The sequence below is a fragment of the Streptomyces sp. NPDC029138 genome, assembly GCF_055564375.1.
The window spans coordinates 15,002-28,540 of sequence record NZ_JBVHWM010000054.1; the positions used below are offsets into that span (position 1 = coordinate 15,002).

9 protein-coding genes and 1 tRNA gene are annotated in these 13,539 nt (G+C 73.9%); 2 read left to right on the plus strand and 8 right to left on the minus strand.

Features of this window, described 5'->3' with window-relative positions:
- Positions 1-405: 405 nt before the first annotated feature.
- Entirely contained in the window at positions 406-2,205 is a 1,800-nt protein-coding gene (locus ACZ4WH_RS31720; protein ID WP_468187319.1) for a DEAD/DEAH box helicase, read from the minus strand.
- 139 nt (positions 2,206-2,344) lie between these two features.
- Complete coding sequence (locus ACZ4WH_RS31725; protein ID WP_468187321.1) at positions 2,345-3,790, minus strand: MFS transporter; 1,446 nt, start codon at positions 3,788-3,790, stop codon at positions 2,345-2,347.
- A 176-nt stretch (positions 3,791-3,966) separates the two neighbouring features.
- Here ACZ4WH_RS31725 and ACZ4WH_RS31730 point away from each other — a divergent pair.
- A tRNA-Cys gene (locus ACZ4WH_RS31730) sits at positions 3,967-4,041 on the plus strand.
- 171 nt (positions 4,042-4,212) lie between these two features.
- Positions 4,213-4,527 carry a hypothetical protein gene (locus ACZ4WH_RS31735; protein ID WP_468187323.1) on the plus strand — a complete coding sequence of 105 codons (315 nt, stop codon included), beginning with the start codon at positions 4,213-4,215 and terminating at the stop codon, positions 4,525-4,527.
- A gap of 54 nt (positions 4,528-4,581) precedes the next feature.
- Here ACZ4WH_RS31735 and ACZ4WH_RS31740 read toward each other — a convergent pair whose 3' ends face one another.
- From ACZ4WH_RS31740 to ACZ4WH_RS31765, 6 genes are all read right to left on the minus strand, one after another.
- Positions 4,582-5,739 (minus strand): SUKH-4 family immunity protein, encoded by a 1,158-nt coding sequence (locus ACZ4WH_RS31740; RefSeq protein ID WP_468187325.1) that lies wholly within the window; start codon positions 5,737-5,739, stop codon positions 4,582-4,584.
- Between the two features lie 325 nt (positions 5,740-6,064).
- Positions 6,065-6,193, minus strand: a complete 129-nt coding sequence (locus ACZ4WH_RS31745) for a hypothetical protein (protein WP_468187327.1) — start codon at positions 6,191-6,193, stop codon at positions 6,065-6,067.
- Positions 6,190-8,499 carry a xanthine dehydrogenase family protein molybdopterin-binding subunit gene (locus ACZ4WH_RS31750; RefSeq protein WP_468187329.1) on the minus strand — a complete coding sequence of 770 codons (2,310 nt, stop codon included), beginning with the start codon at positions 8,497-8,499 and terminating at the stop codon, positions 6,190-6,192. Before ACZ4WH_RS31750 ends, ACZ4WH_RS31745 begins: the two co-directional genes overlap by 4 nt.
- Entirely contained in the window at positions 8,496-10,733 is a 2,238-nt protein-coding gene (locus ACZ4WH_RS31755) for a 2Fe-2S iron-sulfur cluster-binding protein (RefSeq protein WP_468187331.1), read from the minus strand. The genes ACZ4WH_RS31750 and ACZ4WH_RS31755 overlap by 4 nt, the downstream gene beginning before the upstream one ends.
- Positions 10,730-11,623, minus strand: a complete 894-nt coding sequence (locus tag ACZ4WH_RS31760) for an FAD binding domain-containing protein (RefSeq protein ID WP_468187333.1) — start codon at positions 11,621-11,623, stop codon at positions 10,730-10,732. Before ACZ4WH_RS31760 ends, ACZ4WH_RS31755 begins: the two co-directional genes overlap by 4 nt.
- A 253-nt stretch (positions 11,624-11,876) precedes the next feature.
- Positions 11,877-13,529 (minus strand): beta-N-acetylhexosaminidase, encoded by a 1,653-nt coding sequence (locus ACZ4WH_RS31765; protein WP_468187335.1) that lies wholly within the window; start codon positions 13,527-13,529, stop codon positions 11,877-11,879.
- Between the last annotated feature and the right edge of the window lie 10 nt (positions 13,530-13,539).

Below are 13,539 nucleotides of genomic sequence, written 5' to 3' on the forward strand. Positions count from 1 at the left end.
CCCCACCCACCCGGGGTCCGGGGCGAAGCCCCCGGGCGGTGCCCTCTCAACCGACCGAGTCACCCCACCCACCCCCGAGCCCGAGGCAAAGCCCCCGAACGGCGCCCACTCACCCGCCCGAGGCACCCGGAGCCCGAGGCGAAGCCTCTGGGCGGTGCCCCCTCAGCCGACCGAGTCGCCCCACCCACCCGGGGTCCGGGGCGAAGCCCCCGGGCGGTGCCCTCTCAACCGACCGAGTCACCCCACCCACCCCCGAGCCCGAGGCAAAGCCCCCGGGCGACGCCCACTCACCCGCCCGAGTCACCCCACTCACCCGGGGTCCGGGGCGAAGCCCCTGGGCGGCGCGTTTTCAGCTGGCCGAGTCGGGTGGGTGGGTGGGCAAAAACCCCCAAGCCCAGCGCAGCGTCACCGCATGCGCGTAGCCCACTCCCGCACCTTCTCGATCCGCTGCCGCAACTGCCCCGCCGTAGCCTCGGCACTCGGCGGCCCCCCACACACCCTCCGCAGCTCGGTGTGGATCACCCCATGCGGCTTACCACTCTGATGCACATACGCGCCGACCAACGTGTTCAGCTGCTTCCGCAGCTCCATCAGCTCCTTGTGCGTGACCACCGGCCGCCGCTCGGCCGGCAGCTCCAGCAGGTCGGCCTCGGTGTCCGGCTTCTTCCGGCTGTGCGCGATCTGCCGAGCCTGCCGCTTCTGCAACAGCAACTGCACCTGCTCGGGCTCCAGCAACCCCGGAATCCCCAGATAGTCCTGCTCCTCCTCACTACCGGGGTGCGCCTGCATGCCGAACTCGGCGCCGTCGTACAGCACCCGGTCGAACACGGCGTCGGACTCCAGCGCCTCGAAGGGCAGCATCTCCTGCTCGCCGGTGTCCTCGTCCTGCTGCTTGTTCGCCTCTTCCATCTCCTTCTCGGATTCGGCGTACGGGTCCTCCTCGCCCTCCTTCTTCGGCTTGTCGAGGGCGTGGTCCCGCTCCTTCTCCATCTCGTTGGCGAAGGTCAGCAGGTCGGGCACGGTCGGCAGGAACACGGACGCGGTCTCGCCGCGCCGCCGGGACCGTACGAATCGCCCGACGGCCTGCGCGAAGAACAACGGCGTCGAGATGGTCGTGGCGTACACACCCACCGCGAGCCGCGGCACGTCGACGCCTTCGGACACCATCCGCACGGCGACCATCCACCGGTCGTCGCTCGCGCTGAACTCGTCGATCTTCTTCGAGGCCCCGGCGTCGTCCGACAGCACGAGCGTCGCCTTCGTCCCGGTGATCTCCCGGATGAGCTTGGCGTAGGCGCGCGCGGAGTCCTGGTCGGAGGCGATGACGAGCGCACCCGCGTCCGGGATGGCCTTGCGGACCTCGGTCAGCCGCTGGTCGGCGGCGCGCAGCACGCTCGGCATCCAGTCGCCGCGCGGGTCGAGGGCCGTACGCCAGGCCTGACTGATCGCGTCCTTGGTCATCGGCTCGCCGAGCCGCGCGGCGACCTCGTCCCCGGCCTTGGTCCGCCAGCGCATGTTGCCGCTGTAGGAGAGGAAGATCACCGGCCGGACGACCCCGTCCGACAGCGCCGACCCGTAGCCGTACGTGTAGTCGGCGGCGGACCGCCGGATCCCGTCCGCCCCCTCCTCGTACGTCACGAAGGGGATGGGGTTGGTGTCGGACCGGAACGGCGTACCGGTCAGCGCGAGGCGCCGCGTCGCCGGCTCGAAGGCCTCCAGACAGGCCTCGCCCCAGGACTTGGAGTCACCGGCGTGGTGGATCTCGTCCAGGATCACCAGCGTCTTGCGCTGCTCGACCCGGTTGCGGTGCAGCATCGGACGCACCCCGACACCGGCGTACGTCACGGCCACGCCGTCGTACTCCCGGCCGAGCGGGCCCGCGCTGTACTCGGGGTCGAGCCTGATCCCTATCCGGCCCGCGGCCTCCGCCCACTGCTTCTTCAGATGCTCGGTGGGCGCGACCACGGTCACCTGCTGTACGACGTGGTGGTGCAGCAGCCAGGAGGCCAGCGTCAGCGCGAAGGTCGTCTTGCCGGCGCCGGGTGTGGCGACGGCGAGGAAGTCACGCGGCTGCTCCTGGATGTACTTCTCCATCGCCCCCTGCTGCCAGGCGCGCAGCTTGCTGGCGGTACCCCAGGGGGCCCGGCCCGGGAAGGCGGGCGAGAGGTGGTGGGAAGAAGCGGACGAGGCGGCGGTGGTAGTCACGGTCTCCGAGCGGGGTAGGGCGGCTACGTATGACAACCGGGCCACCCTACCGGCGCCGCCCTCCGCTCAACGCGCGAACAACCCCGGGTCGCCCGTGGGTGGGAGCCACGTCACAACAGCCGCAGCTGCCCCACGGCACTCACCGCACCGGCGCCTTCCGCTCCCGCAGCCGCGTGGCCACCCAGGCGCCCACCACCGCCACCACCCCCATCGGCAGGAAGACGGCGGCGAAGGCGGCGGGATGCCCGCCGTCGGTCCCCGTGGTGGCCGCCGTGCTCCCACCGCCGAGGGCCGCGAAGGCCGCGCCGGTGGCCGCCAGGAGGATGACGTTGGAGAGGGCGTCGGAGATCTGGAGCGCGGCGGAGTTCGCGCCGGCCTCCTCGGGCGCGGACAGCTGGAGCAGCAGCACGCTGGTGGAGGAGATCACCAGGCCCATCCCGAAGCAGCCGACGCCCCAGGCCACGGCGACGGTCCACACGGGCACGGAGTGCAGGAGCACGCTCGGCGCGGTGACGATCGCGGCGGCGACCAGCACCATCCCCACGGTCATCAGCCGCTCCCGGTAGGGCGCCAGGCGCGGCCGGGACTGCACGAACGAGCCCAGCGCCCACGTCCCGCCGCCGGCCGCCAGCGAGAAACCGGCGAGCGTCGGCGACAGCCCGCGCTGGGTGACCAGCATCAGCGGCACGAAGGACTCGGCGGCGACGAAGGACCCCGCGGACAGTCCGCGCAGCAGCACCACGGAGGGCAGGCCACGGGCGGCCCGGTAGGTGCCGCGGGGCAGCAGCCCGAGAACGGCGGGCCCCAGGAGGGCTGCCCCGGCCAGCCCCGGGAGCAGGGCGAGGGGCCGCAGATCCTGGGCGGCGTACTGGAGGAGCCCGGCGCCGAGGGAGATCCCTAGCGCGAGCCGGATCCGCCGCCGGTCGAAGGAGCCGGCGCCGGCCTCCGCGTCCACCGGGCCCGCCGCCCGCCGCCGTATCTGGGGCAGGGCGAGGGCGAGCGGGAACACGACGAGGGCCGGGATGCCGAGGAAGACCCAGCGCCAGCCGAGGTGCTCGGTGACGGCGCCGGAGGCGAGGGGGCCGACGATGGAGGGGACGACCCAGCCGGCGGCGAAGGAGGCCATGATCGCGGGCCGCAACCGCTCCGGATAGGCGCGGCCCACGACGACGTACAACGCCACGATGACCAGCCCGCCCCCGAGCCCCTGCACGGCCCGCCCGAGGATGAACATCCACATGGCCTGCGCGGTCCCGGCGACGACGAGTCCCACCGCGAAGGCACCGATGCCGGTCGTGAGCGCCCCGAGCGGTCCGCGCCGGTCGGACCACTGCCCGGCGAGCACCATCCCGAAGAGGCTGGTGGTGAAGTACCCGGAGAAGGCGAACGCGTACAGCGCCACCCCGTCCAGCTCGCGCGCGGCAACGGGCATGGCGGTGCCGACGGCGGTCGCCTCGAACGCGATCAGCACCACGACGGACACGATCCCGACACTGAGCGCCCGATACGCCCTGCCCAGCACCCCGTCACCCTGCCGACCGGCTGGATCGAGAACTTCTGGCTCGCGGGACTCAAGGGCACTCATGCAGCTCAGAGTAAGCCCCACACCCCGCTTACGCCCCTGTCAGAGGTCCGACCGTCCCTAGGCCCTTGGTCGTACTCCCACCCCTTTCATGAACGGCGTATGGCAGTCCCATTGCACCCCGTCCCATCCCCTTGAGCCCGTCACCCCCGGCCCCGTACGTTCGTCAACACGAACACGGCCGTGTGCCCGAGTGGTTCAGGGACTCGCCTGCAAAGCGAGTTACGCGGGTTCGATTCCCGCCACGGCCTCCAAGCGGCAACCGCGTGTGCCCGAGTGCTTCAGGGACTCGCCTGCACCGCATCCATCAGCGGGCTCCGCCCGCGGGGAGTTACGCGGGTTCAATTCCCGCCACGGCCTCCAAGCAGCTCTCCACGTCACGCTCGGCCGCGTGTCCGGACTGGACGGTGCGCGTTGGTCAGTGCATGAACCGTATCCACGCCATGGGCGGGCTGACGTTGGTCGCCGCGGCCGTCAGCGCCCTCAGCACCGCGACACCCGCAAGCGCCACCTCGGTCATCGGCTTCGGCAACGCGGCCTTCGACAACGCCTGCGTCAACCACGGCGGCCCTCGCGTCGACGGCGCCACTCAGCAGCACAGCGGAACCGTCACCGGCCTCCGTGCCGTTTTGCCCGTCAGCAGCCCCGGCAACCAATGCGGGACCCTGGGACTGCCGACCGTCCTCCACGAGATGGGCGGGGTCGACATGATCGGCACCCTGACGGGCGGGGAGGTCTAGAAGCGGTGGCCTCTCCCCGCCGACGCTGGAAGACCTTTCGCTCGACCGCAGGGGTCAGAACACGCCGCCCGCCTCGTCCTGGAAGAGGTCCGTCCAGTAGTGCCAGGTCGTTTCCGGTGAGGTGCCCGTCGGGTCGATCGCGTGGAGGGTGTGGATCATCAGGGCGACCAGGTGGTCGTAGGCGCGGGTGGACAGTTCGTGGGCGAGGTGGGTGTCGATCGTTCGCTCGTGGTGGATGAGCCACAGGGTGAAGGCCAGGGTGGAGACGTCGGTGTTGAGGGGGTAGAGCGTCGCCTCCGGCTCGTTGAACGTGAGGACCGCGCCCGTTCTGCCGTCGATCACCAGGCTGTTCTCCTCCAGGAGGTGGCCGAGGCGGATCAAGTGGTCGCAGTGGGCCGGGAGTTCGGCGAGGGGATAGTCGGGGCGTTCCTGGGTGAAGTACTCGCGGAGCGTGGGGAGCGGGACGTCCGTGTCGGCGTGGAAGAAGACCGCCTCCTCCGGCAGGCCCGTCTCGCGCAGGAAGCGGCGGGTCGGCTCGTGGGTGAGCGTCTTCGGGAAGTCGACCTCCTCGAAGCGGGCCACCCTGCCGTGCCCGAACTGCTGGTCCAGGACGCGCGCGGGGACGTCCAGGGTGAGGCCCGATGCCGTGCCGGGGCCGGCGATGAGGGAGAGCGGGCGGATCAGGGCCGCCGCCTTCCAGTACGGCGGGACCTCGCCGCCCGTGCCCTCCTCGAAGAGGGTGAGGAGGCGACGGGAGGCCTCGGTCACCGTCCTCGGGCCGTACTGGCCCGCCAGGGAGGCGAACCGGCCGCGCAGACCCGCCAGTTCCTCGGTGACCGCGGCGAAGCGCAGCAGCGTGTCCAGGGAGGGCGCGAAGGGGCTCGGGTCGGACGGGTCGAAGAGGTAGGCCGTCGTCAGCTCGCCCGTGACGCCGTCGAGCAGGATCGACTGGCGCTCCAGGCCCGCCGGGGTGAGCAGTTCGCCTATGACCAGGCGGCCGCGCAGCTCCTCCGCCAGGTGGAAGGGGCTGTCGGCGGCGTCGGCGAGCGTGCGCAGGCCGTGCGTGCGCAGCGGGGAGAAGGTCAGCAGGTCGGTCTCCGCGGGCAGGCCGGCGCCCGCGAGCAGGCCGCGCGTCGGCGCGTGCGTGACGTAGCGGTCCAGCTCCGCCTCGGTCAGCGTGATCGCCGGAACTTCGGCGTCCGTCGTGCTCATCGCTCCCCCGCGATCTCCCTGTGCGTGACAGGCCCGCGTACACCGTCGTACGCGGCCTCCGGGCAGGTGCCCCCACTGCTCGACACACTACGCCGCCCCACTGACAACGGCCCTCACGAGGAAAGACGTCAGGCGACCCGGGCCCGTTGCGCGTCCGCGGGAATCGCCCGCACCGTCTCGTCCGGCGTCCGACCGAAGCCGGTGCGCGGGGTGCGCAGGCGCGGCTCCCCGGCCAGGGGGCACGGTGCGGACCCCGCCGACGTACGCCCGCACCCGCTCGCCCCGGACACGTACTCCCCGCCCGCCCCGGGCACGTGCCCCACCCTCAGGTGAAGTAGACCCCGCCCAGCACCACGGCCAGCGCCGCCACGGCGAAGAGCACGATCCACAGGAACAACTTGCCCACGCCGGGCGGGGGTTCGTAGCGCGGCTCGCCGGGCGGCGGCGTGCTCATCGGTCCGTCACCACGGCCGCCTGCGGGCGGATCGGGAGGCGGTTGACCGGGCGGCCGGTGGCCGCGCGGACGGCGGAGGCGATGGCCGCCGGGGCCGTCACCACCGGGACCGCGCTCACGGACTTGGCGCCGAAGGGGGCCACCACGTCCCGTTCCTCCACCAGTTTCACGATCCGGATGTCGGGGGCGTCCAGAGCGGTCGGCAGGGCGTAGCCGGTGAGGTCGGGGTGGCGGATGAGGCCGCGGGGCGTGCGCAGGTTCTCGGTGAGGGCGATGCCCACGCCCTGGGTGACGCCCGCCTCGATGCGCGCGGCCAGCTGCGAGGGGTTCAGCACCCGGCCCACGTCCTGGGCGACCGCCAGTTCCACCACCCGGACCGAGCCCAGTTCGACGTCGACGTCGACGACCGCGCGGATCGCGCAGAAGGCGAGGCCCACGAAGGCGTCACCCTGGCCGGAGGCGTTCAGCGGCTCGGTCGGATGCGGGCGGCACTGGGCCGTGGCCCACAGCTCCTTGCCCTCCATCGCCTCCGCGACGGTGGTCGACAACACGCCGTCGTAGGACGTGATCTTGCCGTCCGTGATCTGGAGCAGCTCTGTGGACATGCCGAACTTGTGCGCCAGGGGCTGGAGCAGCTGCGCGCGGACCATCTTGGCCGCCCGCTCCACCGCGCCGCCCGACACCCAGGTGTGCCGGCCCCGGCAGCCCGCGCCGGCCGGCGGCTGGTCGGTGTCGACGGGGGCCACGTGGACCTCCTCGACGCCGAGGGTCTCCTGGACGATCTGCCGGGCCAGGGTGGTGAAGCCCTGGCCGGTCTCCACGGCCGCGCACAGCACGGTCGCGATGCCGTCGTGGACCTTGACCGTCGCGGTCGACACCTCGTCGGCGCCCTCCGCGCCGAGCATGTGCACCATGCCCAGGCCGTAGCCGACGCCCCGGCGCACCGCGCCCGGCTCGCCCGCGCCCTCGGGGCCGCCGGGCAGCAGCCACTCCTCCTCGGGCGCGTCCTTGGGCAGCGCCGGGAGCGGGAAGTCACGTACCGCCTGGAGGAGTTCCGCCACCGGTGCCGGGCACGTCACCGTCTGGCCGATCGGGAGGACGTCTCCCGTCGCCAGGACGTTGCGCAGGCGCAGTTCGGCCGGGTCCAGGCCCAGCTTCTTCGCCAGCTTGTCCATCTGCGCCTCGTAGGCGGCGCACACCTGCATGGCGCCCTCGCCGCGCACATGACCGGAGGGCGGGTTGTTGGTGCGCACGGCCCAGCCCTCGATGAACGCGTTCGGGACGACGTACGGACCGCACGCGAAGGAGACGGCGGCGGCCAGGGCGTCGGCGGAGGTGTCGGCGTACGCGCCCGCGTCCAGCAGGATCTGCGCCTCCACCTTCACCAGCCTGCCCTCGGCGTCGGCGTGGTGGCGGTAGCGCAACAACGTCGGATGCCGGTGGGCGTGGCCGAGGAAGGACTCCTCGCGGGCCGCCGTCAGCTTCACCGGGCAGCCGGTCTTCAGGGCGAGCAGGCCGAGCGGGAGCTGGAAGCCCTGGTCCTCACGGTCGGCCGTGGCGCCCGGCACCCCGGTGACGACGATCTTCACCCGGTCGGGGGACAGGCCGTAGCAGGCCGCTGCCGTGTTGCGGTCGGTGTGCGGGTCGGTGGAGGCCAGGTACAGCTCCACCCCGCCGTCCGGGCGCGGTACGGCGAGACCGGCCTCGGCGCCGATCGGGGCCGGGTCCTGGCGGCCGATGCGGTACAGGCCCTCGACCACCACCTCGCCGACCGCCTCCGGGTCGCCGTGGCGCAGCGGGATGTGCCGGATCAGGTTGCCGTCCGGGTGCAACGGCTCGGCCTCGAAGGCCTGTTCCGGGTCGGTGACCGGGTCGAGCACCTCGTACTCGACGATGACGGCGGCGGCGGCCATCCGCGCGGTGTCCGGGTGGTCGGCGGCCACGGCCGCGATGGGCTCGCCGTGGTGGCGTACGACCTCGGAGGCGAACACCGGCCGGTCGGGTGTGCCCCGGCCGTGGCGGGGGGTGCCGGGCACGTCCTCGTGGGTGATGACCGCGCGGACGCCCGGCATCTCGCGCGCGTGGGTGGTGTCGATGGAGACGATGCGCGCGTGCGCGTGCGGGGAGCGCAGGACGGCCGCCCACAGCAGGCCTTCGGCCCACAGGTCGGCCGCGTACGGGAAGGTGCCCTCGGTCTTGGCGCGGGCGTCGGCGTGCGGCAGGGAGGCGCCGAGGCCGTGCGGCAACGCCTCGGCCTCGGGGGCGGGGTCCGCGGCGGTGGTCGCGGTGCCGGCTTCGTTGCTCACGCCTGGCCTCCGTCCTGGCCGTAGTGCTGGTCGTGCGGTCCCGGCGGCGTGCCGTACGGGTCCGGTGTGTCGTACGGGTCCGGGCCGCCGTACGCGTCCGGCGTGTCGTACGCGTCGGGCGTGTCGTACGCGTCCTGCCGCTGCGGGGTGTCGAACGCGCCCGGCGCCTCGAACGCCGACGCGTGGACGCCGCCGGAGCCGGGGCCCGCCTGGCGCGGGATACGGGCCTCGTCCCCGTCCGTCCCGGGGCCGGCGTGGGACGCCTCGCGCTCGGCGACGACCTCCTTGACGGCGTCCAGGACGCCCCGGTAGCCCGAGCACCGGCACAGGTTGCCGCACAGGGCCTGCCGGGTCTCCAGTTCGGTCGGCGCCGGGTTGCCCTCCAGCAGGTCGTGCACGGTCATCGCCATGCCGGGCACGCAGAAACCGCACTGCACGGCACCGCAGCGGGCGAGCGCGCGCTGTACGTCGGAGGGCTGACCGTCCTCGGCCAGACCCTCCACCGTCCGCACCTCGCTGCCGGCGGCGGTGGCCGCCGGGACCAGGCAGGAGGCCACCAGACGGCCGTCGACCTGCACGTTGCAGGCACCGCACTCGCCCTGCGAGCAGCCGTCCTTGGCGCCCGCGAGGCCGAGCCGCTCGCGCAGCACGTACAGCAGGGACTCACCGATCCAGGCGTCGGTGACCGGGCGGTCGGTGCCGTTGACGCGCAGGACGTAGGAGGCGAGCGGGTGGTCCTCGTGCGGCGGGAGCGGTACGGCGGCCCCGTCGGCGTCCTCTGGGGCGCCGGTGCCTTCTGAGGGCGCGTCCGGCGCGGACGCCTCGGCGGCAGGCTCCGGTACGGCCGTCCCGTCCGACGGCGCGGGTGCGGCCGGGTCGGCGGCGGGCTCCGGGGCCGGGGAGGCGGCCGGGTCCTCCGCGCCGGCGGCTGCGGTCGGGGTGCCGGGCGCGCCGGGCGCGTCGTTGGCGGCCGTGGGGTGGGCGGGGGACGCCGAGTCGGCGGAGTCCGCCGGGTGAGCGGAGGCTCCCCGTGTCGACGCGTCGCCCGTGGCCGGCGTCGTGGCGGGCCGGGACGCGGCCGCCGGGTCTGCCGGTCGCTCGTGGCCCGCGGGGGCGTCAGCGGGGCGCTCAGGGGCTTCGGCGAGGCGGTGGGCGTCGCCTTCCGGCGCCGTACCGGGCCCGGCCGACTGGTGCGCCGACGGGGCCGGTTCGGCGGACGCGCCGGAACCGGCCGTACCGCCGGGCGTGTCGGGGGCGCCGACGTGACCGGCGCCCTGATGACCGACTCCGGCGTGGCCGCCCTCGTCATGACCGGCGCCCGCCTGACCGGAGTCCTGGTGCCCGACCTCGTGACGACCGGCCCCGGCGTGACCGCTCTCCGCGTGACCGGCCGGACCGTGCCCGTACCCGCCCTCCGAGCCGTACCCGTCCTCCGGAACGTACGAGCCCTCGGCGCGGTACCCGTCCTCCGAGCCGTACGCCTCCTCGGCCCCGTACGCCTCCTCGGCCCCGTACGCCTCCTCGGCGCCGTACGCCTCCTCCGACCCGTACCCGTCCGGCGCGCCCACCGGAGCACCACCCACCGGCGCGTCCACCGGCTCGCCCCCGGAGGGATGCGTGCCGGCGTGGTCCGGCAGGGCGGTGTGGCCGGTGTCGCCGCTGGGGTCGGGCGGGGTCGGCTGGGCGGCCGGGCGGTCCCACGCGTGACCCGTGCCGTCCGTCGCCCAGGGGGCCGGCGCGCCGCCGGGCAGCGTGGCGGGCGGTGCGCCGCCCCACTGCTCGACCAGCGAGGACGTGGTGAACTCGCCCGACTCGTCCGGAAGGTCGCCCCCGGCGACGGGGATGGACCACTGCCCGGTGACGTCGTGCCCCGGGGCGGCCGGTGCCGCGGGCTCCTCGAAGGTCCAGTGCTGGGTGGCGGCGGGCTGGTAGGTGAACCGGTCGTCCACGGCGTGCGGCTGGGCCGGCGTGGCGTTCGGGTCGGGCCACTGGCCGCCGCCGTCGGGCGCGGGCCAGGTGCCCGTGGTGGCGTCGGTGGGCGTGGCCGTGATCCGCGGCGGCACATAGCCGTGTCCGGGCGCGGCCAGGGGGCTGTCGCCGGACAGCAGGGCGTCGATGCCGCCCTCGGGGAGTTTGACGAAGGCGGTGGCGCCGTCGTCGTAGTCGCCCTGGGGCAGCGGGTCCCAGCGTCCGCCGCCCTGGGGCGTGCCCTCTCCGTGCTGGTCGTCGGTCACGACAGCGCCCTCCCCAGTGCTCGTCGGGCCAGCGCGGCGACGGTGCGCCGCAGGTGCAGTACGGCGGGCGGAAGCGGGGTCACCGAGCCGTCGGGCTCGGGGGCCGGGTCGGGGATGCAGGCCGCGGCGACGTACTCGCCGAAGGCGTGCAGGGCCTCCGGGACGAGCGCGCGGTCGTTGTCCCAGTCGATCAGGCGCGCGACCCACTGCTCGGCGTCCAGGGGCCTGAGCGGCATCGGCGCTATGGCCCCGACCGCGCAGCGCACGCCGCGCCGGGCCGGGTCGAGGACCAGGGCCACGGAGGCCAGAGCGCGGCCCGGGCCGGTGCGTCCGGTCGCCTTCAGGAAGACCTGCGGGGCGTGCAGCAGCGGTACGCGCACGTAGCCGATGAGTTCGCCGCCGCGCAGCATCTCCACGCCGGCCAGCAGGTGCGACACCGGGATCTCCCGGCGGGCTCCGCCCGGGCCCGCGATGATCAGTGTCGCTTCCAGGGCGGCCAGCACCGGCAGCGCGTCCCCGGTGGGGGCGGCGGAGGCGATGTTGCCGCCCAGGGTGCCCGCGTTGCGGATGTGCGGCGGGCCCGCGGCGCGCGCGGCGGCGGCGAGCGCCGGGATCAGGGCCGCGAAGTCGGGGCGGCCCATGCGCGCGTGCGTGAGGCCGGCGCCGAGGAGCGCGTGGCCGTCCTGGTACTGCCAGCCGCGGATCTCGCTGATCCGGCCGAGGCCCACCAGCGCGGCGGGCCTGAGCTGACCGGAGTTGACGGCGGCCATCAGGTCGGTGCCGCCCGCCACGGGGACGGCGGCGGGCATGGCGGTGAGGGCCGCCACGGCCTCGTCCAGCGTCGTGGGCAACGTGACGGCCTGCGCCGCCTGCGGTGCGTGCGTGGTCAAACCGGCTGCCCCTTCCCGCTGCCCCACCTGGTCCCGCCTGTGTTGCCGTACGGTACGTGCTGACAGGGCGGACGACGCAACTCTGGCACATCTTCGCAACGCCCGAACGCGGGGGTCCGCTAGGAGGCATTCGCCCACCTCACCAGGGAGATGATCCGTTTTCGCACGGCATCACCGGTGCGCGCGGATTGCCACTCTTCGGTGATACTGCCGGGGTTTTTCCGTTACCTGTTCGGAGCCGGCCCCGCGCTGTTCACCTGTTCGGGGGCGGCCCCTCGATCGGGCGGCCGAGCACGCCGGGGCGGCGCTGCCACGGGCGCGGCCCGGCCGGCGGCCGGTAGGCGACGCCGAGGGCGTCAAGTCGCCGGTAGTGGGCGGTCATCCGGCGTTCGAAGTCCGCGTAGTCGCGGTCCGCCGGGGCGGGCAGCGGGCTCCAGGCGACCTCGGCGAAGGCCGCGAGGCGGGGGAAAGCCTGGTAGTCCACGCGCGCGCTGTCCTCCAGCACCTCGGTCCACACGTTGGCCTGGGTGCCCAGCACGTGCCGGGCCTCCTCCTCGGTGAGCCCGTCCGGCACGGGTTCGAACCGGTAGACGTCCTCCAGGGTGCGCACGAAGCCGATCGGTACGGGCTCGTCCTCGCCCGGGGCCTGACGGTGGTCCAGGTACACGTACTGCTCGGGGCACATGACCACGTCGTGGCCGGCCCGCGCGGCGGCGACGCCGCCTCCGTAGCCGCGCCAGGAGGAGACGGCGGCGCCGGGCGCCAGACCGCCCTCCAGGATCTCGTCCCAGCCGATGAGGCGGCGCCCGCGCGCGGCGAGCCAGGCGTCGAAGTGCCCGATGAACCAGGACTGCAACTCGTCCTCGTCGGTGAGGCCGAGGTCGCTGATGCGGGTCTTGGCGGTCACGGACTCGGTCCACTGCTCCTTGCGGCACTCGTCGCCGCCGACGTGGACGAACTCCGAGAACTCGGCGGCGTCCGCGGGGAACAGCTCCATGACCTCCTCGAACACCCCTTCGTAGAACCGCAGGGTGGTGTCAGTGGGGGCCAGTACGTTGGACGAGATGCCCCAGGTGTCCCAGACGGAGAGGGCGGTGGTGTCGATGACGTCGGTGTTGCCGAGTTCGGGGTACGCGGCGATGGCGGCCTGCGAGTGGCCCGGTACGTCGATCTCGGGGACGACGCTGATATGCCGCTCGGCGGCGTAGGCGACGATCTCGCGGATGTCGTCCTGGGTGTAGTAACCGCCGTGGGGTTTCTCGTCCCACAGCGGTGAGGCCCGGTGGCCGAATTTCGTCCGCGTGCGCCAGGAGGCGGTCTCGGTCAGTCTCGGGTAGCGCTTGATCTCGATGCGCCAGCCCTGGTCGTCCGTCAGGTGGAGGTGCAGGACGTTGAGTTTGTGCGCGGCCATCAGGTCCAGATAGCGCAGCACGCCCTCCTTGGGCATGAAGTGCCGGGCGACGTCGAGGAGCAGCCCGCGCCAGCGGAACCGGGGGGCGTCCTCGATGACCTGGTCCGGGACGCCGAGGGCGGTGTCCGGGCGTACGGGGGCGCGCCGGAAGGCGTCGGGGCCGAGCAGCTGGCGCAGGGTCTGCGCGCCCCAGAACACACCGGCGGGCCCGCCGCCGCGGATCTCCACGCCCCGGCCGGCGGCGGCACTGAGCCGGTACGCCTCCGGTTCCAGCGTGCCGTCCAGCAGCAGCCGCACGCCGTCGGGGGCGTCCGGCGGTCCGGGACGCAGCGGCAGGCCCAGGGCCGTGCCGAGGGTGGCGCGCAGCCAGCGTTCGGCGCGGTCCGTGCCCGGGCCGGCCCACAGCGTGGTGCCACGGCCGAAGGGCACGGCGGACCCGGTCGGGGCGGACCCGGTCGGGCCCTCGATCGCGCGCGGCGCCGGAATCAGTTCCACGACATCAGCC

Excerpts from the sequence above, each read along its gene's own strand:
- ACZ4WH_RS31740 (WP_468187325.1), bottom strand. The coding sequence starts at position 5,739 with ATGAGCACGACGGACGCCGAAGTTCCGGCGATCACGCTGACCGAGGCG.
- ACZ4WH_RS31725 (WP_468187321.1), bottom strand. The coding sequence starts at position 3,790 with ATGAGTGCCCTTGAGTCCCGCGAGCCAGAAGTTCTCGATCCAGCCGGT.
- ACZ4WH_RS31735 (WP_468187323.1), top strand. The coding sequence starts at position 4,213 with ATGAACCGTATCCACGCCATGGGCGGGCTGACGTTGGTCGCCGCGGCC.
- ACZ4WH_RS31745 (WP_468187327.1), bottom strand. The coding sequence starts at position 6,193 with ATGAGCACGCCGCCGCCCGGCGAGCCGCGCTACGAACCCCCGCCCGGC.